Origin of the sequence: Oceanobacillus neutriphilus (assembly GCF_014645515.1) — a bacterium.
In the GTDB taxonomy this organism is placed as follows: domain Bacteria; phylum Bacillota; class Bacilli; order Bacillales; family Amphibacillaceae; genus Oceanobacillus; species Oceanobacillus neutriphilus.
Genome location: NZ_BMLW01000005.1, coordinates 119,405 through 145,439 on the forward strand (window position 1 = coordinate 119,405; position 26,035 = coordinate 145,439).

The 26,035-nt window shown below is 36.9% G+C and carries 23 protein-coding genes and 2 tRNA genes; 4 read left to right on the top strand and 21 right to left on the bottom strand.

Annotated elements, in window-relative coordinates:
* Positions 1 to 23 precede the first annotated feature (23 nt).
* The 8 genes from IEX29_RS09595 to IEX29_RS09630 form a co-directional block, all read right to left on the bottom strand.
* Complete coding sequence (locus IEX29_RS09595) at positions 24 to 830, bottom strand: ABC transporter ATP-binding protein (protein WP_188734243.1); 807 nt, start codon at positions 828 to 830, stop codon at positions 24 to 26.
* Positions 830 to 1,861, bottom strand: coding sequence for a FecCD family ABC transporter permease (locus tag IEX29_RS09600; protein ID WP_188734244.1), 1,032 nt, complete (start codon positions 1,859 to 1,861; stop codon positions 830 to 832). Before IEX29_RS09600 ends, IEX29_RS09595 begins: the two co-directional genes overlap by 1 nt.
* Positions 1,858 to 2,898 (bottom strand): FecCD family ABC transporter permease, encoded by a 1,041-nt coding sequence (locus IEX29_RS09605; protein WP_188734245.1) that lies wholly within the window; start codon positions 2,896 to 2,898, stop codon positions 1,858 to 1,860. Before IEX29_RS09605 ends, IEX29_RS09600 begins: the two co-directional genes overlap by 4 nt.
* Entirely contained in the window at positions 2,891 to 3,952 is a 1,062-nt protein-coding gene (locus tag IEX29_RS09610) for an iron-siderophore ABC transporter substrate-binding protein (protein ID WP_229720155.1), read from the bottom strand. The genes IEX29_RS09605 and IEX29_RS09610 overlap by 8 nt, the downstream gene beginning before the upstream one ends.
* Before the next feature lie 810 nt (positions 3,953 to 4,762).
* Positions 4,763 to 4,852, bottom strand: a tRNA-Ser gene (locus tag IEX29_RS09615).
* 6 nt (positions 4,853 to 4,858) lie between these two features.
* Positions 4,859 to 4,934 (bottom strand) — tRNA-Thr (locus IEX29_RS09620).
* Between the two features lie 1,112 nt (positions 4,935 to 6,046).
* Positions 6,047 to 6,298, bottom strand: coding sequence for a hypothetical protein (locus IEX29_RS09625; protein ID WP_188734246.1), 252 nt, complete (start codon positions 6,296 to 6,298; stop codon positions 6,047 to 6,049).
* Between the two features lie 204 nt (positions 6,299 to 6,502).
* Complete coding sequence (locus IEX29_RS09630; protein ID WP_188734247.1) at positions 6,503 to 7,870, bottom strand: MFS transporter; 1,368 nt, start codon at positions 7,868 to 7,870, stop codon at positions 6,503 to 6,505.
* A gap of 117 nt (positions 7,871 to 7,987) precedes the next feature.
* Here IEX29_RS09630 and IEX29_RS09635 point away from each other — a divergent pair, with 117 nt between their 5' ends.
* A complete protein-coding gene (locus IEX29_RS09635) occupies positions 7,988 to 8,674 on the top strand; it encodes an ArsR/SmtB family transcription factor (protein WP_188734248.1) in 687 nt (228 codons plus the stop codon).
* 117 nt (positions 8,675 to 8,791) lie between these two features.
* On the opposite strand, the gene IEX29_RS09640 is transcribed toward IEX29_RS09635, so the two are convergent.
* Together IEX29_RS09640 and IEX29_RS09645 are read right to left on the bottom strand one after the other, a co-directional pair.
* Entirely contained in the window at positions 8,792 to 9,610 is an 819-nt protein-coding gene (locus IEX29_RS09640) for a pyruvate, water dikinase regulatory protein (RefSeq protein ID WP_188734249.1), read from the bottom strand.
* An 18-nt stretch (positions 9,611 to 9,628) separates the two neighbouring features.
* A complete protein-coding gene (locus IEX29_RS09645) occupies positions 9,629 to 10,258 on the bottom strand; it encodes a CBS domain-containing protein (RefSeq protein WP_188734250.1) in 630 nt (209 codons plus the stop codon).
* A 184-nt stretch (positions 10,259 to 10,442) separates the two neighbouring features.
* On the opposite strand from IEX29_RS09645, the gene ppdK reads away from it, so the two are divergent.
* Positions 10,443 to 13,049, top strand: coding sequence for a pyruvate, phosphate dikinase (gene ppdK, locus IEX29_RS09650; RefSeq protein ID WP_188734251.1), 2,607 nt, complete (start codon positions 10,443 to 10,445; stop codon positions 13,047 to 13,049).
* A gap of 80 nt (positions 13,050 to 13,129) precedes the next feature.
* Here the strand turns inward: ppdK and IEX29_RS09655 are convergent, their stop codons facing one another.
* The 11 genes from IEX29_RS09655 to IEX29_RS09705 form a co-directional block, all read right to left on the bottom strand.
* Positions 13,130 to 13,291: a hypothetical protein gene (locus IEX29_RS09655; RefSeq protein WP_175297063.1), complete on the bottom strand. Its 162-nt coding sequence runs from the start codon at positions 13,289 to 13,291 to the stop codon at positions 13,130 to 13,132.
* Positions 13,292 to 13,495: 204 nt separating this feature from the next.
* The gene (locus IEX29_RS09660) at positions 13,496 to 13,990 is read right to left on the bottom strand and encodes a hypothetical protein (RefSeq protein WP_188734252.1); all 495 of its coding nucleotides are present in this window, start codon (positions 13,988 to 13,990) and stop codon (positions 13,496 to 13,498) included.
* Between the two features lie 400 nt (positions 13,991 to 14,390).
* Positions 14,391 to 16,412, bottom strand: coding sequence for an ABC transporter permease (locus IEX29_RS09665; protein WP_188734253.1), 2,022 nt, complete (start codon positions 16,410 to 16,412; stop codon positions 14,391 to 14,393).
* Positions 16,405 to 17,172 carry an ABC transporter ATP-binding protein gene (locus IEX29_RS09670; protein ID WP_188734435.1) on the bottom strand — a complete coding sequence of 256 codons (768 nt, stop codon included), beginning with the start codon at positions 17,170 to 17,172 and terminating at the stop codon, positions 16,405 to 16,407. The genes IEX29_RS09665 and IEX29_RS09670 overlap by 8 nt, the downstream gene beginning before the upstream one ends.
* 117 nt (positions 17,173 to 17,289) lie before the next feature.
* Complete coding sequence (locus IEX29_RS09675) at positions 17,290 to 18,279, bottom strand: sensor histidine kinase (protein ID WP_188734254.1); 990 nt, start codon at positions 18,277 to 18,279, stop codon at positions 17,290 to 17,292.
* A 1-nt stretch (position 18,280) separates the two neighbouring features.
* Complete coding sequence (locus IEX29_RS09680) at positions 18,281 to 18,952, bottom strand: response regulator transcription factor (protein WP_229720156.1); 672 nt, start codon at positions 18,950 to 18,952, stop codon at positions 18,281 to 18,283.
* Between the two features lie 367 nt (positions 18,953 to 19,319).
* A complete protein-coding gene (locus tag IEX29_RS09685) occupies positions 19,320 to 19,688 on the bottom strand; it encodes a hypothetical protein (protein ID WP_188734255.1) in 369 nt (122 codons plus the stop codon).
* Positions 19,685 to 19,870, bottom strand: coding sequence for a hypothetical protein (locus IEX29_RS09690; protein WP_188734256.1), 186 nt, complete (start codon positions 19,868 to 19,870; stop codon positions 19,685 to 19,687). Before IEX29_RS09690 ends, IEX29_RS09685 begins: the two co-directional genes overlap by 4 nt.
* A 1,003-nt stretch (positions 19,871 to 20,873) precedes the next feature.
* On the bottom strand, positions 20,874 to 21,920 hold the full coding sequence (locus tag IEX29_RS09695; protein WP_188734257.1) for an ABC transporter substrate-binding protein: 1,047 nt from the start codon (positions 21,918 to 21,920) through the stop codon (positions 20,874 to 20,876).
* An 18-nt stretch (positions 21,921 to 21,938) separates the two neighbouring features.
* On the bottom strand, positions 21,939 to 22,703 hold the full coding sequence (locus IEX29_RS09700; protein WP_188734258.1) for an ABC transporter ATP-binding protein: 765 nt from the start codon (positions 22,701 to 22,703) through the stop codon (positions 21,939 to 21,941).
* 14 nt (positions 22,704 to 22,717) lie between these two features.
* Positions 22,718 to 23,752 (bottom strand): FecCD family ABC transporter permease, encoded by a 1,035-nt coding sequence (locus tag IEX29_RS09705; RefSeq protein ID WP_204799041.1) that lies wholly within the window; start codon positions 23,750 to 23,752, stop codon positions 22,718 to 22,720.
* A gap of 184 nt (positions 23,753 to 23,936) precedes the next feature.
* Here IEX29_RS09705 and IEX29_RS09710 point away from each other — a divergent pair, with 184 nt between their 5' ends.
* Both IEX29_RS09710 and IEX29_RS09715 read left to right on the top strand, forming a co-directional pair.
* A complete protein-coding gene (locus IEX29_RS09710; RefSeq protein ID WP_188734259.1) occupies positions 23,937 to 24,728 on the top strand; it encodes an alpha/beta hydrolase in 792 nt (263 codons plus the stop codon).
* A 418-nt stretch (positions 24,729 to 25,146) separates the two neighbouring features.
* Complete coding sequence (locus IEX29_RS09715; RefSeq protein WP_188734260.1) at positions 25,147 to 25,893, top strand: metallophosphoesterase family protein; 747 nt, start codon at positions 25,147 to 25,149, stop codon at positions 25,891 to 25,893.
* The last annotated feature ends 142 nt before the right edge of the window (positions 25,894 to 26,035 follow it).

A 26,035-nucleotide genomic window follows, 5' to 3' on the forward strand; every position in this document is an offset into this window, starting at 1 on the left:
CTAATAACAGTCATTAAATAAGTTTAAGAATAATTGATATGATGTCGTCCAATGGGGACTACAGAAGGTGATCCTGAAACCGGGTCCTCTATCACCTGACAATTTAATCCAAATATATCCTTAATCAACGTACTTGTAATCACTTCGGATGGCTTACCTTCTGCCATTAATTTTCCACTGTGCATCGCAAAAATATTGTGTGCATAGCGTGCAGATAGATTAATATCATGAAGAACCATCACAATTGTTGTTCCATATTTATGGTTAAGATCCGTAAGTAAATCTAAAATTTCAACCTGATACGTAATATCTAAAAAGGTTGTAGGCTCATCAAGAAATAGGATATCAGTTTGTTGGGCCAGAGCCATTGCAATCCAGACCCGTTGTCTTTGTCCACCTGAAAGTTCATCTATATGATAATTGGCCAGTTTGGTAATATTCATAATGTCCATTGCCTCAGCTACTGCTTCATAATCCTTCTTTGACCATCCACTGAGTAAGGATTGATGCGGAAATCTCCCTCTCCCCACTAAATCTGCAACCGAGATTCCCTCTGGAACAATAGGAGATTGCGGTAAAAGTCCAAGTGTCCGGGCTAATTTTTTAGAGGGTATTTTTTCAATGGACTTCCCATCAAGTACAACCTCTCCTGAAGCAGGTTTTAATAATCTGGCCATCGTTTTAAGCAGGGTAGACTTACCACATGCATTTGGTCCAATAATGACACTTATTTTATTATTAGGAATAACAAGATTCACTTCTTTAATAATCGTTTTATGATCATAGCCAGCTACTATTTGGTCCACTTCAAAAACATGTTCCGGTTTCATTATAATTCTCCCCTTTGATTCATTCGAATCAGTAAGTAAATCAAGTATGGCGCTCCAATGATTCCCGTTATGACACCGACTGGAAATCTGACATCAAAGGCAAATTGTCCAATTAAATCAGAGGCTAAAACAATATTCGCACCTACAAGACCAGCAGGAATGATCGTTGAAAATCCCGCCCCTACCAGTCTTTTAGCAATTGGTCCCGCAAGGAAGGTAATAAATGCAATTGGTCCTGTTGTTGAGGTTGCCAAAGCAATCATGATTACAGAACTTAAAATAAGCATCATCCTGGTTATATCTGTATTCACTCCAAGGGAAATGGCTGATTGCTCTCCAAGCTCCAGTATACTTAAATGTTTTGTTAAAAGAATAATGATAGGAACTAAGATGAAAACAGATATTATCAGAGGCGGTAAATCATGCATTTGCGAACCGTTCAGGCTGCCGTTAAGCCATCTAAGTGCTGCAGGGAGGTTTTGTTCAGCACTGACGAGCATCAAATAAGATATAAGGGCATCAAACATTGCCTGGACGCCAATACCAATCAGAATTAACCTTCCAATTGAAAACCCTCTTATTCCAGATAATCCATAAATTACAATGACGGTAATGAGACCTGCAATCAACGATGCAATAGAAATAACAGCATTACCCGCCTGCAAAATAACGATACAAAACACCGCTGTGGCACTTGAACCACTTGTGATACCAAGCACGTTAGGATTTGCTAAGGGATTACGAAACAACGTTTGAAAAATAGTTCCGGCAATACCGAATGCAAATCCTGCAAATAAGCCTGCCAGCATTCTCGGCAGCCGTATTACATTAACCGCAAAAGAAACACCTTGAATTTGCTCCCCTGTAAGCGTCCGGATAACATCCTTTATTGGATAAATCGTGTTCCCCAGTAATAACATAAGAAGACATAGAATACATGCTAAAGCTGTAAGAATACTTGTCACGATAATCCAGCGGCGGCGCCTTTGCTGTCTGCCTTCCATAATGTATGTAACAGAATTATTTCTCATAATGAACTCACTTTCGATCTAATAGCTAATGTAATTAATAATGGTGCTCCTATAAATGCAGTCACCACACCAACTTCCAACTCACCCGGACTGCCAATTAGTCTGCCGGCTACGTCTGACAATGTTAAAATAATCGCTCCAGAGATTGCTGACATCGGGATCACAAATCGCAAATCAGGTCCGAGTACAAGGCGCATGACATGCGTTGATAATAAACCAATAAAGCCGATTGGGCCTGCTAAAGCAGTAGCAGCTCCACATAAAAGAACAGCCCCAAGGGAAGAAGCGAACCGGAGAATCCCTGTTCGCACACCTAAACCCGTAGCAGCTTCATCGCCTAATGCCATCGCATTTAATGCAGGAGCTGTAAGAATTGCTATTAGTACCCCAGTGACCAGAAAAGGAGCAAATGTAGTGATACTATCCCACGATCCTGAACCGACACTCCCTACTTGCCAAAATCGAAATTGCTCCATGGTGTGAGAGCGTGGAATCAAAATCGCAGTGACAAACGAAGATAAAGCTGCACTTGTAGCTGTCCCCGCCAAAACAAGCTTAATGGGTGTAGCACCGTTACGCCCCAGCGAGCCAATTCCAAAAACAATAACTGTAGTAAATGCAGCACCAACTAAAGCAAGCCAAATATATTGATTCGCACTACTGATATTGAAGAAAGCAATGCCAATAACCACAAATAATGATGCCCCTGTATTCACTCCAAGTATACTTGGATCTGCAAGCGGGTTACGGGTAACGGATTGCATAAGAGCTCCCGAAACCCCGAGCGCTACACCGCATAATAGACTAAAAATAGTTCGGGGGATCCTATTACGAACAATATTTGCATCATAAGATGTTGTATTTGGGTGAAATAACCCATCTATTACTTCATCAAAACCAACCATTTTTGATCCAAACACCAGAGAAACAATCACACATACTACAAGTAAGATAAAACTAACTATCAGAACGATTACAAAATATTTTGGAATGTGCGGGTTTACCTGTTTTAATTTTGTACCCGAAAATCTATTCATTTATATTTTCAACAGCTCCTCCAATTAATTCCAAGTATTCATCAATTGTATAAGTAATGGAAAGCGGAGTTGGAGTTCCAGCAGCTACTAAAGGTGTATCACTATCAATAAAAGCAACAGAACCTCTTTCAATTGCAGGAATTTTGCCAAGCAATGGATCATCTTGAAGCGTTTCTAATAATGCTTCATTACCATAACCGACAATGATATCTGCATCATTTAACGCTCCGGCATTTTCAGCACTTAAATTCAAGGAATAACTATCTTCATCTTCAATCATTTCAGTTATGCTTTCTGGATATTCCAGTCCTAATTCATATAAGAAAGCCCCGCGAGAATCAATCGGTGTATAGATGTGCAATTGAGACGTATCTTCCGCTGAAAAATTGACCCATACTACTTTCTTTCCTTCAATTTCGGGATATTCCTTCAATTTTTCATCGATTGTATCTTCTACATCTGTAATAAGCTGTTCTCCCTCTGCTTCCATCCCCATGCCTTTTGCATTATAAAGCACCTGCTCACGCCATGTAGTTGTCCAAGGAGAGGTTGGGTATGCCACAACCGGTGCAATTTCACTTAGCAAATCGTAATCTTCCTGTGTAATACCAGAGTAAGCTGCAAGAATAACATCTGGCTGCGCATCTGAAATTGCCTCAAAATCAAGCCCATCTGTATCTTGGAATACATTCGGATCTGTGGCATCAAGCTCTTCAAGTTTTTCTGCCGTCCAAGGCAGTAAACCATTATCATCTTGTTGAACCCCAAAATTCGCTTCTGAAAACCCTACTGGTACAACGCCAAGTGCCAACGCAACATCTTGATTTCCCCATTGAATGGTAACCACGCGTTCGGGCTTGCTTTCAATTTCCGTTTCTCCAAAAGCGTGTTCTATAGTGATTGGATATTCCCCTGCTTCTTCAGAGCCGCTATTTGATTCAGTGTCTTCTTCGTCCTTTGTAGATTTCGAATCCGATGAACATGCAGCCAGTGCAATCATGCATATAAATAAAATGAGCAATGCTCCTATTTGCATTTTTTTGTATGTTTTCATTTGTATGTCCTTCCCTCTTCCATTATTTTTTATGTATCCCATATGAATCAACTACATCACTGATTAGCTAAATTAAAATTAGTAGGCTCCTTTCTGTTATATATCGTTGATAACAACTAAACTTTTATATAAAATTCTATTAGCAGTACAATAGACCAATACTAATTGGTATTGATAATCATTATCAATTAGTAAGTTTATCCCAAAAATGACGGGTTGTCAATATGCTTATTAACAAAATGCTGTTTGATAGATGCCGCTTGTCATTCACTAGTATGTTCCATATCTTTGAAGTTAAATAGTTTGTCTGTTTTTGGTATAATGAATGTTCCAGTAACGGGCTATCAGCCGAATGAAAAAAGGCACTGCATAGTAGTGATCTACATTATGCAATGCCTTTTAATGATTAATTTAAAGTGATATCTCTACCATGCAGCAATCATAATTTAAATGTTTTATTAGAGCATTGTCAGTTAAAACATTTCTAGAAGTATTTATAAGATAAAAAGAACCATCCCTATTCTAAAAGGTGATGGTTCTTATAATTATATATTATTTTTTTACTGCTTTTAATAAACTCGTCTATTAATGAGTGGTTCGCTGTGCGCTCTTTGCTGTTTCTTCGTGAGCAATAGCAAAGCTGGCACAGATTTATCTGCTAAATCATGTCATTAATTAACGTATACTTTTTTTTCATCTGGATACTCATGAACAATTTTACCGTCCTCTATATAAGCGATCGGTGTATCGAATGCTCTGGCTTTAATGGAAGCTAGTTCACCTAAGAAGAGTACATTAGTTTTCTAAAAACGGAGAAGGTGGGATTCGAACCCACGCGACAGTTGCCTATCCTAACGCATTTCGAGTGCGTCCCCTTCAGCCGGGCTTGGGTACTTCTCCATGGAATGGTGCTGGCGAGAGGGTTCGAACCTCCGACCTCATCATTACGAGTGATGCGCACTGCCAACTGTGCTACGCCAGCATAAAAACCTGTAACATATTAAATAATAATACTTTTTTTCGGGGATTTCAATAAAAATACGATTAAGCAAATTTACAATGTAACTCAACTTTCGAACCTGAGAATAGACATCTATACCTTACCATACAAGATAAGCATGTTCTTCATTATCCTGCCTGCATTTTGTCATCTTTTTATTGAAATTAAGATTGTGCATAGTTCCGCTCCGACCAACCACTACGCTTTCCATGGGGACGGCTTCAGCTAACTTGAAAAGAAAACCGCTTTTCAAGCGGATCTTCAGCTCGCCCTGTTCCCATAGGAGTCTACGTGGTTGGTCTGCGCTCAGTTAGGCTTCTGCAGCGAATGAAAGGAATCATAGCCTGATGGAGTTGGATGAAATCATTGCTTTTTGCCTGATGAAAAGATCATTTTAGTGTTTCAAATGGTTGATTTGGCAATTTAAATGATGACACACCACACAGCATGAATAGTAAATATCGGGAATAGTTTTTATGAAAAGAAAGTAATCGTAATGGAACATTTTTATATGCACCACGAAAAATATGTTTTTTACTATCTAATTTCTATTGGCCCCGTTGTATTAAAAGGTATAGAATCCCTTTCTAGCGGAGGCGGACCGTTTTGACTCCTGAGGGATTAGCATCATCTGAAGATCCACTTTTGCCAAGTGCTCTTCTTGGCAAAAGTTAGCTGAAGAGCATGCCCCTAGGAAAGCAAAACGGTTCGCCGCAGCGGTGGCCTTACACGTTACCTTCTTTCTTCTGGAGAGAGTATACGCTTTGTCAAGAGATAGATGGAAGGAACGACCAACACACGTCCCAGTGATAAGCAAGTTATTTTTTAAGGTGCGAAAGTTGAAAATGTAATATACGATTAATCCCAAAATCTTTAAAGTAATGTGGTTTAAAAGGAACCAAACTTGTATCATCACCTCAAAACTTGTATATTACTGCAAATATACAAGAATCCATTTTACTAAAAGGCTATGTTAAAGTTTATTGTTGATATAAGGTAAAAAAATTAGAACTTCCCTTTTTCTGGGAGTTCTATTTGGTAATAATGTTCTATTCCACTAAAGCCCCTTTAGTTTAAGAAGCATAAAAGGCTATCTATTTACTGAAAACCAAAACATTATCTGCAAAAATCTTGCATTTTATTGCAAAAATACCACCGAGGCTTACTTTAATATTTTTTGTAATTTGATCATTCTTTTTTAGAATTCCTCTCAAAGTTGCTCTCAATGCGATACCTAAATTTTCATCCTGTAATTTACCATCAATGTATAACTTTTCACCATTAAACCAGGTATTAACTACTTGAATATGGTGTCCTTCATATGTAACATCAAACACTTTCTTCATAAATAAATTCCCACCTATCCTTGCGACATATACGAATTAGAAAACGAAAGGTTCTCAGTGTTTTACAGCAAATTTAGTTAACCTAAGAGTATCATAAGTTTCTGAATCCTATACTAAATTCCCTTTAATAATCAAGTCATTCATTGTTACTTCTCTAATGAGAAATACTATACATTTTTAGGTTGGTATCAATAAAATGATTTTTCAATACTTTCTGGATCTATGTCCATACAAAAAGACAATAAAGACAACTAATAACGAGACAGCTGCGAACGCCCAGGCACCTCTAATTCCACTCATTAACCCGGCTATATCTCTTTCTGAATAACCGGAAATAAACGCGGAGGCAACCGCTGCATAGATGGCAATACCAAGATTTTGCACCATACGTTGAATTGCTCCGGCAACACCCTGGATTTCCATACTTGCTGCATTCATAATGGCGGAAGTATTTGCCGGCATAAAAATGCCGGCTCCTGCCCCAAATACGAATAATAGTACAACAAGGTACAATAAAGACCATGAAGCCTGCATCATTGTTAAAATAGTATAAGAGCTTGCCATCAGAACTAATCCATATACCATCAGACGGCAGGTCCCCTTTTTATCTATCAATCCTCCAGAAATATTGGAAAACACCATCAGTCCTAAAGGAGCGGATAAATTAAACAAACCAATCTGCCATGGTAACAGGTGAATGACTTCCTCTAAAAAATATGGCGGAATAATAAAACCAAGTGATGTGCTGCCGCCAAGGACAAATATTCCTGCAACAGGTAAAATAAAAGCTGATTTCTTCCACTGTTTTAAATCTAAAATTGGCTGTGCCGCTTTTCTTTCCCAAACTAAAAATCCAAGCAGAAATAATATAAAGAACAAAAACGCTCCTATCACAGATGTGCTCCAAAATCCCTTTTCCGGAAGTGTAGAAATGCTCCACAAAAGCGAAAAACTGGTCAAAGCTAATAAAATATTCCCTATCCAATTAATAGAAATAGAATTTTTCGTTTCTTGAATAAGATTTGCGATATATCTGCATCCAAGCAGACCGAAAATAATAAAAGGTATGTTTATCCAGAAGATCCATCTCCATGAACCGGTAGAAAGAAGCAATCCTCCGATAGCCGGTCCGAGAACAGGGCCTAAGCCGATCAACATACCTAACGTCCCGAAAGCAGCCCCCTGCTCTTTTTTTGGAAGGGATGTAGAAATAATCGCTGCTGCAGTACTTTGTAGCAAAGCTGCTCCAACTCCTTGTAATGCACGGGATAAAATAAGCATTGTTGGAGAAACTGCCAAACCGCAAGCAATGGATGCGATCAAAAAGACAATTAAACCTAAAGTATAGATTCTTAAGCGGCCAAATTTATCCCCTATACGGCCAAAAATAATAATTGTAGAAACAAGGCCCAGTGTATACAAAGTGATTGTCCAAGTCATCATAGACATGGATGAATTGAAAGAACGAACCAGCGTCGGTAAAGCTACATTAATAATTCCAGTATCCAACGTTGATAAAAACATCCCCGTACCTGCTGTGAATATAATCAGTTGATTTGTCCATTTATCCATTACCCAACACTCCCATTTTTTAAGATAGAAGCATTATAGCAACAGAATATTTCGTGTGCCGTCGAAATAATTAGATGATATACTTTCATCAAATGCTTCAATAGGAGGTAAAGCAACATGTCTGTATATGATAATATTTCTTCTACCGCAAAACTTATTGGAAATCCTGTACGTATGACAATGCTGATAGCTTTACTGGATGGCCGTGCTTTACCTGCTGGAGAGCTTGCTTCTATGGCTGGGATATCTCCACAAACGGCGAGCGCCCATTTAGCAAAGTTGATGGAAGGATCGTTAATTGTCTTAAAAAAGTCAGGCAAGCATCGGTATTACATGCTAACAAGTTCTAAGGTGGCAGAAGCAGTTGAAGCAATTGCCATTCTTTCTCCCCCTTCTCAGGTGAAATCACTCAAAGAATCTACGGAGAAAAAAGCACTTTATGCCGGGAGGACTTGTTATGGTCATTTAGCTGGAGAAATCGGAATTAAATTGACACAAGCACTTATTCATCTTGGCTATGTAAAAGATTTGAAGGATGGATGTCTGTTAACAGAGAATGGACTGGAATGGATGAAACACTTTGGCATCAATCCATCCAGAAAAATGGACAATACGGTTATTCCATACCATGTTGACTGGACGGCGAGAAAATTTCATATTGCAGGCCCTTTTGCGCTGGCAATCACGAATCGATTATTAGAATTGGGTTGGATAAAACATGGGAAAGTGCATCGCTCTATTCAGATAACAGACCTTGGGCATTCGGAAATAACGAAAGAATTTGGCTTTGATCCATTGTCATGATAATGGATTTTTCATAAATCACCAGACTACATTCCATTACCTCATACAGTCTTTTTTTGTCTCTCATAAAAACTCTCTCCACCGTATAAATACATATACAATAGAGAGAGTATGGTATTATTCCATTATTCTATTTTTAAAATGTTCTTCGATCAAATAAGCTGTTTCTTCAATCGATTTGTCTGTCACATCAATCGTATACACACCAAATCGTTTAAAAACCTGTTGGGAGTATTCGAGCTCATTATAGATTTTTTCTAAATCAGTATAACTGGTTGAATGGCTTAAACCTAAGGAATCTAAGCGATTACTTCTAATTCTGGATAAACTGTCCGGCTGGCAAACTAACCCCACCAGCTTCTGCGGATCTACATTTTCCAAAATCTGCGGTAATGGAACCTCAGGAATCAGCGGTAAATTGGAAACCTTATATCCTTTATTAGCTAAATACATACTTAATGGTGTCTTTGAAGTGCGTGATACGCCCAGCAAAACCAGATCCGAGTCTACAAAACCCTGCGGATTCTTACCGTCATCATATTTAACCGCAAATTCAATAGCTGCTATGCGGTTAAAGTATTCCGTATCTAATTTATGCACCGTTCCAGGTTCTTCGATTGGTTCCGAGCCGGTTCTTTCTTGAATCATTTCAAAAAATGGATGCATCAAATCCAAATATAACAGACCGGTTTGCTTGCTGAAATTTCGGGCAGTTTTTGCCAGCTGACGATTTACTAAGGTACTTATAACAATCGCTTTATCCTTTAAAGCATCACCCAAAATTTCCAATAACTCCTCTTCCCTATTTACCAATGGAAAGCGGTAGCTTTTATTAAAATTCAAATCTGGATATTGTGCACTGACGGCTGTTAGCAGCTTTTGTGATGTTTCTCCCAGTGAATCTGAAATGGAATAGACGATGATTTCATTTTCCATAATATATTGACATCCCCTTTATTTGTTTAATTCTGCATTTCTGGCTTGCTGCGTAATATAATTGAGCAATCGTGACTTCGTAATTTTACCAATCACTTTTTTGTGATTTTCCTCTTCAACGACTGGAAGTGAATCGACTTCAAAGTCTTGTAAAATCGTGGCAGCTTCCAGTATATTGATGTTTTTTTCACAGACTTTAATATGTGGTATTCGTGTCATACACACCACAACGGGCGTATTGTCGATATCTGAATTTAGTGACGCCCTCAATAAGTCCTTTCTGGATAAAACACCTAACAGCAGTTTTTCCTCGTCCACTACATACAAGGAACCCACATCATAAATAAACAAATTGGTGATTGCATCCCGAATTGATGTGTTTTGATTAATCAATAAGGGTGGAATCATAATTTCATTGATTTTTGTATCAAAGGTCTTAAAAAAGAAAAAGGTTTCTAAATCCGAACCTGCATACGTGTAGCCGATTTTTGGTGTGGCTTGTAAAATACCTGCTAATGTTAAAAAAGATAAATCTGAACGTAAAGTGGCCCTGGAAACATCTAATAACTCCGATATTTTTTCACCACTAACTGGTTGGTAATCTTTTACTAATTGAATGATTTGTTCCTGTCTTTCACTTAATTTCATTGCCTGGACCTCCAAAAAAGAAAGCTTTAAAACCATTTTCTTGCTTATTATGAGTTTATTATACATATATTTACGAATTATTCAAATGAATAATCGCATAATTCTGTATTGACAAACATATTTACTCCATATATGATGATTATTAAATAAATGTGACACATATTAAATCGTAGGAGGTATAATCATGGAAAAATTAATCTATACGTTTCATGAAGGACGAAGTGAGAACAAAGATTTGTTAGGCGGCAAGGGCGCCAATCTCGCTGAAATGACTCATTTAGGCTTACCTGTCCCCCAAGGGTTTACGATTACCACAGAATGTTGTATGAATTATTTAGCGGATGCAGCCTTTTTCGATGAACAGTTAAAAGCAGAAGTTTTGAAAGCGATTCAAAGTTTAGAATCAGAAACGGGAAAATCTTTTATATCCGATGAAAATATTTTATTAGTTTCTGTGAGAAGCGGCGCTGCCTTTTCCATGCCTGGTATGATGGACACCATTTTAAATCTTGGCTTAAACGACCTTAGAGTGCAGGCTTTTGCAAAATTGACCAATGTGAACTTTGCCTTTGACTGCTACCGCCGTCTCTTACAAATGTTCGGGGACGTTGTTTACGGAATTCATAAAGAACAATTCAATGTGCTGCTGCATCAAACAGAAAGCCGTTTAAATAAAAAAGCAGCTGATTTTAACGAAGCGGAGCATGTCGATGTCATCGAGCTGTACAAGAATTTATTCCTTAAAAATAAAGTAGCCTTTCCACAGGATCCAATGGAGCAATTATTTGAAGCAACGAAGGCTGTTTTCAAATCCTGGAATAACCAAAGGGCGAAAGTATATCGCGATCTGCATCATATTCCCCATCATTTAGGTACGGCAGTTAATGTCCAGTCGATGGTCTTTGGTAACAGTGGTGAGGAAAGCGGAACAGGAGTGGTCTTCACTCGCAACCCCTCCATCGGTGACAATAAATTATTTGGGGAATTTCTAATCAATGCACAAGGAGAAGATGTGGTTGCAGGGATTCGTACACCTGAGCCAATCGAATCCTTACAAACCATCTTGCCAGAAGCTTATAATGATTTTATTAAATATTCGAATAAGCTGGAACAGCATTATAAAGATATGCAGGATATCGAATTTACAGTCGAAAATGGCAAACTGTATATTTTGCAGACCAGGAACGGAAAACGCACCGCTAAAGCTACCTTGAAAATTGCTTTGGATTTAGCAGCTGAAGGTTTGATTTCCAAAAAAGAAGCAATTATGCGCGTTTCTCCTGAGGTAATCGATCAATTGATTCATCCGGTCTTTGATACAGAAAAACTGATAACAGCAGAAGCTTTTGCAGCTGGTTTACCTGCCAGTCCGGGCGCGGCAACAGGGGTAATCGTCTTTACAGCTGAGAAAGCAAAAGAATACACTGCTTTAGGAAAAAAAGTGATTTTGGTCCGTCAGGAAACCTCTCCAGAAGATATTGAAGGTATGGTGGTCAGTGAAGCAATTGTTACCAGCCGAGGCGGGATGACTTCGCATGCAGCAGTGGTTGCCAGAGGAATGGGAACCTGCTGTGTCACTGGCTGTGAAGCATTATCAGTCAATGAAACCTCTAAAACCGTATTATGCGGCAGCCATACGCTAACAGAAGGCGATACAATTTCTGTTGATGGCAGTACAGGAAGCTTATATTTAGGGGAAATTCCTACAATTGTTCCTGAAAATGATCAGAGCTTACAGCAATTACTTACCTGGGCTGACGAATGCGCTGAGTTAAAGGTTCGTGCGAACGCTGAGACATTACAAGACTTACAAACAGCGATTGATTTCGGCGCGACAGGAATTGGTTTAGCCCGAACAGAGCATATGTTTTTTGGCGAAGAACGTGTGCTGGAAATGCGCCGTTTAATTCTGGCTAAAGATGAACAGGAAGTTCAGTTTGCTTTAAATAAATTATTAGGCTTCCAGCAAGAAGATTTCTATCAAATGTTAAAAACCGTTCAAGATAAACCAATGGTGATTCGATTACTTGATCCGCCGATGCATGAATTTTTACCGCATGATACCAATGAGATCAAGTCATTGGCTGAACAGCTAAACAGACACCCGTCTGGCGTTGAAAAACAAATTGAACAATTACAAGAAACCAATCCAATGCTGGGCCATCGTGGCTGCCGTTTAGGAATCACGGAACCGCTCATTTATCAAATGCAGGTCAAAGCGATTTTCAATAGCGCCATTCAATTGGCAGAAGAAGGCTTGACCGTTTGTCCAGAAATCATGGTTCCTTTGATTTCAGAAAAAGAAGAGCTGGACTACATTAAAAACTTTTTAACCGAAACCATTGAAGCAACATTTAAAGAGCATCAAATAGAGCCATTACCTTATGAAATCGGGACGATGATCGAATTACCGCGTGCCTGCATCATCGCTGATCAATTAGCAGAAAATGCCGATTTCTTCAGCTTTGGCACCAATGATTTAACTCAAATGACTTTTGGATTCTCTCGGGATGATATTGGTAAATTTATTAATGTCTATAAAGAAAAACAGATTATGCAGCAAGATCCTTTCCAAGTTCTGGACCAAAGCGGTGTAGGCGAATTGATAAAGCTTGCTGTCAGCAAAGCCAGACAAACAAAAGAAAATATGATGATTGGTATTTGCGGTGAAGTTGGCGGTAATCCTGAATCGATCGGGTTCTTCCAACAGATCGGTATTGATTATGTATCTTGTTCTCCATATCGTATTCCGGCAGCCCGTTTAGCTGTAGCGCAAGCAGTATTAGGATAGAATAAAATGTATGTAAAGCCATTACTGCTTGATTACATTGGCTAATCAGGCAGTAGTGGCTTTACCATCAAATCTTCGTTTTATCTGCTCTTGTTATTAAAATGGTGGATTCCCCTATTGTTTTCTAATTGGTCTTCCACTACTCCACTTTGATAACTTTCATTCAATTGATTTTGCACTGCCTGGACACCTTTGTTATCTTCAAACAATTGATTTTTCTTGTTTTTATTTTTTTTACTCATTGCTGACACCTCCTTATTTTTTAGTATGTACAAAACAATGTCATTGACTTGTGATAAATACTTCCAAATAAGGCTGGTGGTACTTCTGGCTTTGATATTCATCCTTTTTCAGTAAATCATCAGGGTTTATTATTTCTGAAAAATCAAATAATAAACCCCGTAACGAATCAAAAAAAGAATTTTTCTATGATTTAATCACCTTATTTATTCAATCTTTATCTGTATATCTCCTTTCAGTTCATCCCCTTCCAAGCTGAGATATTCCCAGCCCCCTTGTAAGTCAATGTTTTCTGTTTGTTCTCCCTGACCTTCAAATAATAATTGCTTGTCTGAATCAGCGGTATTCCAGAATACTTTTGCTTCTCCGCTTTCGATGTCAGCGTTATAGGTGACCTGAATCGTCTTTCCTTCACTTCCATCAAGTGATGCGCCGCCAAACAGATTTTCTCTGCCAGAGAATTGTTGATATACCGCTTCATATGTTCCTGTATAATCATTGTCTCCATGGGCTCTTTCTCCTTTTAATGATTTGTCTTTTGTTAATGAAGGTTTACCAAAAAAGCTGGTAATTTTATTTCCGGCTTTTTCTATAGTTTCACTAAATAAATTTTCATCATCATTTGAGCTGGAAGAACTGCAGCCAACAAGTAAAATAAAAGTGGTTGTTAAAGCTATCAAGATTAGTAAATATTTTTTCATTTGTACTGCTCCTTATTTCTTTGGCTTCATTTTAATCTAAAAGAAAATTGCTTATTCAAGTACTGCAGTGTTTAAAGCTCTTTCCCTTCATTTCTCCCTGCGTCTATTCATGTTCCAACGGCAAATAAAGTAAATCACCAATAAAACAATCGTTGGGATATTTTGAGCAATGAACATATAGGCCTTCATGTTTAAGGCCATATCAGAAAAGAATTCTGAATTTAAAAACATATATATGGTATATCCCAGAGACACGATTGGAAAAAGAAGCCCCATGAATCGATTCTTCCTGGTTGAAAGAAAAAACTGTATCCCTAAAATTAAAATCCCGCCAACAAAGACAAGTAATAATTCAAATAGACTTAAATGCATAAAGATTTACCTCTTTCATATAATAATTTTAATGGACAATCTTGTAATAAACGCGTGCTGTAATCCGGTAAATAATCACGTAAACAATCAGGAAAACAAGGAAAGCGATAAGTACACTGATTGGAAATAAATTTACCTGATTGATCATAACCAGAATCATCAATTTTCTCATTAGCAGGAAAATCGCTAAGATATGAATTCCTGTTACGATGACCGGTAGAAAAAAGACGGTTAAAATCTGAGATTTAATGGCTTTTTTTATTTCCGATTGATTCAGACCAATTTTTTGCAGGATGGAAAAACGCTCTTTATCATCATACGCCTCGGAAGTCTGTTTATAGTAAATAATCAGTACTGTCATTAACAATAGTAAGACTGCTAAATTCAAGACGATGAACAAGACACCGCTCCGGAGAGCTTGTAAGTCACTCGCTGCTTCTGTCCGGCTATCTACGACAACAATTTCCATACCTTCCTGTTCCATGTGTGATCGCAGCTGCTCTCCAAACTCTATTTCCTGCTGTTCATCTGCACCTTGTTCTAAACTGATTTGTGTAGATACGTTCGTACTTGCAGCATAGTCCTCTACTATTTCTTTTTGCTGCTGTTCTATCTGACGAAGTGTTTCGATATCTTCCACGATAATGTAATAGGTATCGCTAATTAAACTCGTCGTCTCATTGTCTAAAGAGAATTCTTCCATATCCTCCATGACATTGACGGAAAATTGAAAATCCATCAGCGAAAGGGTATCCTTTGTATATTCGTCATCTGTTCCATGCACATAGACTTCATTTTCATCAAGCGATACATTATCGCTGGTTAACTGATTATAACTTTCCTGATCGGTCAAATATAAACTGGCCGGACTCTGTTTTGCTAACATTGAATAGGCATCTTTTGTGACTTCAAAACCATCGTCCGCAGCAAGTGTCACTAAATTAAGATACGTATAAGAGGATACATCAGTCACTGTATTGTTGGTCTCAGAAGCTGTCTGATCAATCAGCTCCCTTAATTTTGCTTTGATTTCTTCCCCTGTTTCATCTGCATCCTCTGGTAGCCTGACTTCTGAAATGACGTTACCTGCATATTGTGAATCAGCTTCTTTATTGCCAGATACGATATATAAGGAAACAGCAATAGAAAGTAATAGAATCACACCAACAGATAAAACGGTAATATTCCCAAGGCCTACCGCATTCTTTTTCATCCGGTAAAGCATGCCCGAAACAGGGATAAAATGGCTGGTCTGATAGTAATATTTTTTATTGTTTTTTAAGATTTTGAGTACAGCAATACTACCAGTAGTAAATAACAGGTACGTACCGGCAATAATCAATACGGCTGAAAGAAAGGCATAAGGCATGCCGCTAATCGGAGATTGTAATGTTAACGCAATATAATATCCCCATCCTGTTAATAGAACACCTACAATCGAAAGAACCCATTTCGTTTTTGGCTCTTGTTCACCTACATTTCCGCTTTTTAATAGATCAATCGGATTGGCTAAACGGATTTGAGAGATGTTGCCCAATAAAATCAACAGGAAAATGATAATAAAAAAACTGAGTGTCCATACAACCGCTTCAGAAGAAAACTCAAAACCAAGAGCTACATCCGCTCCCATCATTTGGCGAATCAATAATACACATACTTTATTAAGAATCGTTCCTGCAATTAACCCTATTATCATGCTGCATACAGCAATATAAAATGTTTCGAAAGCAAGCATTTTCATGATATGCTTTTTGTCCATACCCAAGATGTTGTATACACCGAATTCCCTTTTCCTGTTTTTCATTAAAAAGCTGTTCATATAAAACAGGAAAATAGTAGAAAAAAGAATCAATACAAAATATCCCATAGAAAGAATCGTTTTTAAGTTCTCCCCGCCCGGAATTTCCGAAAGACCCGGGTTGGTGGACAATGCCTGGATGATATATGTCATCATAATCGTACTAATACAGGAAATGATAAACGGGAAATACATTTTCCAATTTTTACGAATACTGTCTGCTGCCATTTTCCAATAAAAACTATTACGCATTTCCATCCTCCCCTGCAGCTAATATGGCAAGTGTATTGGAGATTTTTTGAAACATTTCTTCATTTGACATTTCCCCTTTATACAACTCATGAAAAATATTTCCATCTTTAATAAACAATACCCTCTTGGCATGACTTGCAGCTTTAATGCTATGTGTAACCATCAGAATTGTCTGTCCTTCTGCATTAATATAATCAAAATGCTGCAAAAGATCATCGGAGGATTTTGAATCCAGTGCACCGGTCGGTTCATCTGCCAATACTAATTCTGGATCGGCAATCAATGCTCTGGCAACCGCTGCTCTTTGCTTTTGTCCTCCAGATATTTCATACGGAAATTTGGTTAAGATATGCTCAATACCAAGCTTCTCTGCTATCGGCTTTAATTTTTGTTCCATCTCCTTATGTTTTTTCCCTGATAATACTAATGGAACAAAGATATTATCCTGGATAGAGAAAGTATCCAATAGATTGAAGTCCTGGAACACAAATCCCAGATTATTACGCCGGAATGCAGAAATTTCTTTTTCAGGTATTTGGACAATATTCTTACGATTCAGCAATACACTTCCGCGTGTCGGCTTATCTAATGCCGCAAGAATATTTAATAACGTCGTTTTACCAGATCCTGATTCACCCATAATTGCTATATAATCTCCTGAGTCTACGCTGAAAGAGACGTCAGATAGTGCTTCTACCTGATTTCCTCCAAACCTCGTTGTATAGACTTTCATGACATGTTGAACTTGTAATAGTGTCATCATAATCTCCTTTCTCAACTTTCTTGTTGATACTTATACGATAGCAAAAAAGAGAAATGCCATTCCACAGTTCCATCTGACATTTCTCCTTTGTTTCTAACATTTTTGTTAGATTAGCTATTTTGTTGTTATTTGTTTAGGATCAAACACAATAAAAACCTTCGTTCCTTTTTTAGGCTCTGACTCTATTTTTATTCGATGCCCCAACTTCGCCAGGATTTGTTTGGAAAGATGAAGTCCAATTCCACTGGCGCTTTTATGCCGGCGGCCTGTAAATCCTGTGAAATTCCTTTCCCCTACACGAGGAATATCCTCCGGTTGAATACCGATACCTGTATCCTCGATTACGATAGCATTTTCTTCCAAGTAAATAGAGATAGAGCCTTCATTCGTATATTTCAACGCATTGGATAAAATTTGCTCCAACACAAAACTCAGCCATTTTGAATCCGTGATGATACGCTGATTTATCCTCTCGTAATGAACAGGCAGTTTTTTTCGAATAAAGATAGAAGCGTATTTCTTTATTGTTTCACAGACAATCACATCCAGGTCCACCTTTTGAAAATGATAATCTGTCGAAGCACTTCCTAACCGTACATACTGTAAGATCAATTCTACATATTGTTCAATTTTGAATAGCTGTTCTTTCATTTCTTCAGACACTTCATCATTGTCTTCATCTTGAAGAATTAAATGAAGAGCAGAAATTGGTATCTTGATTTGGTGTACCCACATGGTGAAATAATCTAAGATCTCCTGCTCATTTTGTGTTTTTGTATTTTCCAGCTCGGAAAATGCTGCATTCAATTTTTCCAATAAAGCTTGATAGTCGTTTTCTATCAGATTGGCCGGCGGCGGTAATTGTTCTATTTCCACATGCGTTTGCCTTTGATGAAATGTCAGCTCCTTGTGGCTTTTGTAATAGTTATAAAAATGAAAAGCTGCGGCTGCAATTCCAATAAACCCGCATATTGCCAGCCAAAGGAGAGAGCGCTCTAACGGAACCTGATACAAATAACCAATAATGATGTTTATCAAGCCAAACAGAATCCATAATGCCATCGGTACTTTATAATTGTTTAAATACGTTAAAAAGATTTTCATATTATCCCTCGATGATATATCCTTCGCCTTTTTTTGTCGTAATGAAATTCTCCAGGCTCATTTGATCCAATTTCTTTCTTAAACGGTTCACATTTGTATATAACGCACTATCATCAACAAAGCTGTCTGATTCCCACAAGGTCATCATTAATTCATCCCGTTTAATGATTTTCCCTCTATTTTCAAGAAGTTTTTGAAAAATTTTAGCTTCATTCTTCGTTAATTCTGCTGTCTTATTCTCAAAAGAAATCGTAAAATTATTCACATTAAAAATTAATCCTTGATGCTCGATTAGATTGCTGGCTCCACTAAAATCATAGGCCCGGCGTAGAATAGCATGAATTTTTGCCATCAATACTTCTAAATCAAAAGGTTTGGCTATATAATCATCCGCCCCCATTTCTACAGCACGGACAATATTTAAATTATCTGAAGCGGAAGAAATAAAAATAATGGGGATTTTCGATACTTTTCGTATTTCCCCACACCAGTAATACCCATTAAAAAATGGAAGTGAAATATCCATCAGCACCAATTGCGGATCAAAAGCAATCATTTCAGAGAGAACATTCTGAAAGTCTCCTGCTATCGCTCCTTCATAGCCCCATTTTTCTATGTGTTCTTTTATTTTTTTAGATATGACTGAGTCATCTTCCACGATAAATATTTTCAACTTATCAGTCCCTTCTATGTAGTTTTCACTTTCGCTACATATCTCTTTATAATCAATTATTTTAAGAATATTAGTTGAAAGAACAATTAAAAGGTTTGTTTTCTGTAAAATGGAAGGGGAACTAAGTAATATTAGCAACAGTATGACAGACAATTCGAGGGAATACAAAAACTCTTGCATTTTTTTCTTTTGTGAACTTTTATTATACAATAACTATCTCACTTAACCATGGTAAACATTTCGGCTATACCATGGCTCGAATCAAAACCATACATAAATTACTGAGTAATAAATAATAAAAGAGCTGCCATTCATATCAACGATGGCCATAACAACTATTTGTTCACTTTTTCTACACCTTGTGCTATTAAAGTTTAAGATTACTTTGTAATAAATCAGTATAATTATCATCTGTATATATGATTGTTCCCTTTTCTAAAGTAGCAATCAAATGACTTTCTCTTTGCGAGTTATCAATAATAAATAACTGGTCTATCTCATTTTTTATTTTTAGTAAGTTATCTCTGGATCGCTTATGCCTTCTTATTATATCTTCCGTCGGGATAAAGTGCCCACCTTGCTGATGTCTATATTTTACCCGGTTAATATTTAATTTCACATCGCTTACAAGTAAGTAGTACATAACCACTTCTGAATAAAATCCATCTAATGCCTGCTGCCTAAAAGAACTTTTCCCAGACCCATTGTTTCCGGCAAATATATAAAAGATACTCATTTTTCGTTTATTTCTTGATCATATTTTTTGGTTCCATCTGGATATTCATGTACAATTTTCCCGTTTTCCATATATACAATTGGTGTGTTATATGCCTTTGCTTTAATTGCCGCAAATTCACCTAAATATGGTAAAATTTTAATTTCTTTTCGATTAAAAATCTCTTCTACTTTCTGGTTCATTTTGATTACCTCCATTCTGCAATATAACAGTTGGTATAAATATTATACCAAAATTGAATACAATTAGCAGATACATGATCATAAGGGATGCTATCATTAACCCCGCAATACCACTTCCAATTACAGTTATTTTTATTAAATCTGCTCCTTTGACTTCCATACAAGAAAACCATATACATTTCAAAATTATCTAGTATGATAACACAGAAATCTGATTTTTCAGAACGAGAAGAAAAACGCATTGAAATCGTAAGCAGCCTCTAAAGTAAAATCGATTCATCTTTTTTTGAAGTTGTAACAGCTCTACACTTACATTCCATAGATTTTTATGATTCTCTTTGTTATATAGGAAAGAGGAGAAGTTTTCATTTCCTTTTTACCTTCAAAATACCTTCCAGACTGAGGATGAGCACCTAAAAAACTGAGAAAAGATGATATTCTCCTTAACCCGGGTTTACTATAACTGAAGATGTGGAAGCCATGTTACACACGCTTTATGAAGATAAAATTTGATGTTAAATAGTTTGTTAGTTTCAGTACATTCGATGGTAGTATTTCCATTTCAACCTATACATTTTAATAGTAGCAATACAGAGGATGGTATATAATCTATTAGTTTTTAATTGAACAAGAATGCTGCACTCAATAACTTTTTCTTTCAACACTATATGATCTAATCGAATTCCATAGTTATGTTCCAAATAACTTACAATTAAAAAATTGGTAGTTCAGCAACGGCACTTGTAGTTTATAAGACTCTATAAAGTATCCCATAAAAAATCAATGGTACACTTCGACTTGAAGGGTACCATTTTTAGCGAATAATAGTAAGATTATCCTTTCGATTTTTTTAATTATACTTTTTAAATAAATCGTGTAGCAAGAGGAAATAAAGGTTCCTTTTCTTTGAACGTCTGAAAATATTAGCATCTATTTACATCGTATTTAACAAGCGTTATTCCGACTAACTTAATGTAAGGATCTATAAAATTATTATTGCAGATTAGTTTCCATAAAGATTGTCTCCCAGCATCTCAAATGTATTAAAAATACGAGGGCCATAGTCCATAAAGTCATCATATGTCGTTGTATATACTCTGTTTTCTTTAACGGCATTTACCTCTTGGAGTAATGGTTCATTCATAATACTTTCTACAGCATTTGCATCTAATTCTGCATTTCGGTCTGCTTCTACATAAACAATAATATCAGGATTCGTACTAATAATTGTCTCTAAAGATGGATCTGCGCTGCTCCCCTCGATAGCGGGCACTACATTTAATTGGTTCAATAAGTCTCCTTGCAGTCCTCCAGAAATATTAAAGATTGCAAAAGAGGAGTTTGATGAATCGTAAGCAACGATTGGCATTAAGGTCAATTCTTCCTCATCTTTATTTTTCTCGGCTTGATCTATAACTGCTTGATAACGTTCCTCTAATTCTTTTGCATACTCTTCAGCTCGTTCATTCACATCAAAGATTTGTCCTAATGTTAATACATCGTCAATAACAGCGGTTAATGGCGGATTAGACGTCATATTACTCGCTGTTTGGATATATGTTTGAATCCCTAAATCATTTAAGGTCGAAACAGATCCCATGGATTCATCGTTAAATGACATCTCTCGACCGACAACAATTTCAGGTGTATACTCTGCAACAGTTTCCTTTGATACAGTCATCTTGTCACCAATTACAGGGATATCATTTACATCATCTGCAAACTCTCCTGTTACCTCATTATCCGGTTGGGTCGTTCCAACAATTTTATCCTTTAAGCCAAGCTCTAACAAAACCTCAATAGAGGATAAATTATTTGTGATGATACGCTCTGGAGCCTGTTCAAATGTTTGCGTATATGTATTTCCCTTCGCATCTGTCACTTCAATTTCTAAAGGATATACTGTTTCATTTTCATCATTTACTTTCTCTTCAGCAGTAGAAGCTTCTTCTGCATCCCCTTCTTCTCTTTCTTCCTCTGCGCTGCAAGCTGTTAACAAAACAAATACAGTAAATATAGCTGTCATAAAACGTATTAATCGCTTATTCATTTTTTTCTTCTCCCTTATTTAAATTGAGTAATAGCTTATCGATATATTGTTTGTTCGTGAATCCTCATAAACTTCACATTCTACTTCATAAATTTCTTTCAAAATTTCCTTTGTGATCACCTCCTTAGGTTTACCATGGTGTTTGATTTCTCCCTCTTTGATAAAATAAATATAATCACAAAATTGAGCAGCTAAAGAAATATCATGTAGTGCTGCCAAAGCATTGATACCTAATTTTTTGATGATATGGAGAATTTCCAGCTGATATTTAATATCTAAATGATTACTGGGCTCGTCTAAAATCATTAATGTAGGGCTCTGAACAATTGCCCGTGCAAGTACAACTCTCTGCTTCTCTCCACCTGAAAGCTTAGAAATGGAACGATCTTTTAACTCATATAAGCCTGTCTTATGCAAAGCTTCATCCACTAATTGATAATCAGCAGAACTTTCCCTCTCCAAAGCTCGTAAATGCGGTGTTCTCCCCATTAAAACAATTTCTTTCACTGTGAAATCGAAACTATTACTTTGAAATTGAGAGACAACCGAGATATGTTGTGCAATTTCTTTGACCGGAATATTCTTCATTTTTAAATCATCTAAATAAATGGTCCCGCTCCGGGGTTCTAAAACTCGGTAAATAGACTTTAGTAACGTAGATTTGCCACTCCCATTTGGACCTAGTAAAGCAGCAAATGAGTGATTGGCTACATGCAAATCGATTCCTTTCACAATTTTCTTTGCACCTAAAAATATATCTACATTTTCAACTGTTAAGTTCATCACTATACTCCCCATTAATCTCTAAATTGATAATTTTTTTGAATCATAATAAACGCAAAAAATGGCGCACCAACAATTGCAGTGAAAATACCAATTGGCAGTTCAATATTTTCAATCATTGTACGAGCTAAAATATCAACAGCTACTAAAAACGTACTGCCTATTAAAACGGCAACAGGAATTAATCTGCGATGATCAGGTCCTGCCAAAGCTCTGGCAATGTGAGGGATAATCAACCCAACGAAGCCAATGATTCCGCAAGCTGCGACTAAAATGCCGGTTAGGAGTGCAACCAGCATAATGTACAGTTTCCGATAGAAATTTAAACGAACTCCTAATGTAATTGCTGTTTCTTCTCCCTGCAACATGGCATTTAAAGTGCGATACTGCGTTAGAAAATAGATTGTAGCTGCACAAACTGCAATCGTTGGTAAGAGCAGATTGTCCCACTTTGCTGAGGACAGCGAACCCATTGTCCAATATGTAACTCGAGATATTGTATTATCTGTACCAGAAAATACAATGACGAAATTCGCAATCGCAGTAAATAGTGCGTTAATAATTGTCCCTGATAAAATAAGCTTCGTTGTTGTAATACTACTTTTATAAGAGGCAAGAAAAAGAACTGAAACAGCTGCGCTCAGTGCACCTATAAATGCAGTAAAAGCAAGACCAAGCCCGCTGAATGCTCCCAGTACTCCGCTTCCTAAAATAATAAAAATGGTTGCACCTAAATATCCGCCTGCTGAGATTCCTAATAAAAATGGTTCTGCTAAGGGGTTTTGAACAACTGCTTGCATAATTATTCCGCAAAGAGATAACCCTGCTCCAATAATTAAGCCCATAAGAACTCTTGGCATTCGAATTGTCCAAAATACCCCAGAATAAGTTTCGTTTGACGGTTCCAAATTCAATATTTTTTCCATGAAAATGGCATAGGTCTGACTTATCGGTATTTTCAATGTACCTACACTAATTCCTAATATGACAGTGAATAATAGTAAAACCGTTAAACCAATTAATACAATATAAACATTTATTTTATTCATACTATTGTCCCTAGAAATCATTGGAACTCGATTATTCCATGATTTATCTCATTCCTTTCTTTATTTTTTCCTTTTAGTATATTATAATCCTAATTGAGAATGATTATTAATTTCAATTATACAAGAGGAAGTCTATCATTATCAAGATGAAATTTAAAATTGAAACAATGGAGGAATTCAATTAATGCAAATTAAATCTGAAAAAATTCATGATTATCAAGTGACTGTCGTCTTACCCACAGGTTATGATTCCGAAAAAACATATCGCACCATTTATATGCATGATGGCGGAAATGCAGCGACACAAGCAATGAATTATATTGATCATCTTATTATTACCGAACAAATTGAACCGATGATCCTTGTCGGTGTTGTGCCGATTGACCGAAACAATGATTACACACCATGGGTAACCTCTTCCCTTTTACCAAATCAGCCCAATTTAGGTGGGCAGGCAAAAGAATATTTACATGTGCTTGTTCATGAAATCAAACCATTTATTGATATGAATTATGCAACAAACGCTTCACCTGACCATACTGCAATTGCTGGCTGCTCATTTGGAGGTCTTGTATCTATCTTTGCGTCCTATTATTATCCAAAGATATTTCATGACTATATTATTTTATCTGCCTCGTTCTGGTATGATGGCTTCATACAATACTTGCAAGGGGAAGAAGTCGTCCGTCAGGGAAAAAGCTATCAAAAACCAGTTATCAATCGGGAGAACCATCAGATGTATCTATATGTTGGTGAAATAGAGGGGATTTATCGAGAGAGTGCCCAAAAGCATATGGTGGATTATACGAAAAAAGCATATGGTGAGCTAAAAAAGGAAGGTTTCTCAGATTCAAATTTATTATTTGAAACTCATCCGGAAGGCACACATGATGTATATTTCTTTAGTCCTCATTTTATCCGTGCGCTCCGCTGGCTTTATGGTGATAAGAAAATCAGACCTGCTAGTTTTGAATAATCTTTATTATGCCGGAGTTGTTTGCGATGCTGCAAAAGAACATTGGACTGGGGTATGCCTGATTGCTAATGCAAGGAAGGAATAAAGACTCCTATTGTGTTTTAACAAAATCGCCCTGTAATCAAAAAAAGTAACAGCAGGTAACCAGCCATTTTACGTGTATCTTCAAGTATAAGTAGAAAAAATAAACTGCTGCATTTGAATTAATAAACATTCCATAAAAAACATTACAATTTGATAAACTTTGTAAAAGATGCTCTGTACAACAGTGTTAATAAAAAGTAGAGAAAACAAATATCATTGGGATAAATTCAAAATCGAAATTTCGCTTTCTAAGAATTTCCGCTAACCCATATCTTTTCATTTGAATTTTTCGTATATATTATTGAAATAAACATACTGAAATGGAGGTTTGAAAATGGTCATTGCAGCAATTTATGATATTCATGGTAATTTACCAGCGTTGAATGCAGTATTAGAAGAACTTGAAGAGATCAATCCGGATACTATTATTATTGGAGGAGATATTGTTTCCGGACCGATGCCAGGAGAAACCTTGGAACGACTTTTGTCATTAGATGGTAAAGTGGATTTCATACGTGGAAATGGGGACAGAGAGGTCGTCATGGCTTTTGATGGTAAAGAACTCCCCTTCGCTATGTCAGAAAAAGGGAGAGAAAAAACGAAATGGGTGGCTGAGCAGTTAACTCAATATCAAAGGGATTTTCTATCTGAATTACCAGCATCCATTTCTATTCCTGTTGATGGATTAGGTGATGTTCTTTTTTGTCATGCTACACCAAGAAGTGATGAAGAAATATTTACACCTCTCACTCCACCTGAACGACTTAATCATCTTTTTTCAGATATCCAGCAAAGGTTTGTCATCTGCGGGCATACGCATATGCTATTTGAAAGAAGTTTAGAAAATACACATATTTATAATGCCGGCAGCGTAGGAATGCCTTTTGCTGATAAACCAGGTGCATATTGGCTTTTACTGAGCCCAAAAGGAATTGAATTTCGCTATACATCCTACAATTTTGAAATGGCAGCTCAAGAAATAAAAGCAAGTGGTGATCCACAGGCTCATGAATTCGCTGAAAAGAACGTTATTGAAATTCCGACAGCTTTGGAGGCAGCAAAAATATTAGAACAGCGTTAATATGACTTAACGGCTTTCCGGTTGAACTCTTTTATTAATTGAAAATATATCACTAGCGTTGCATTAATCATGTCTAATAATACAAAATAATCCCAATTTTCGATTTTTACTGTTTTAAGCCATAAAAAAATCCTTTATAATG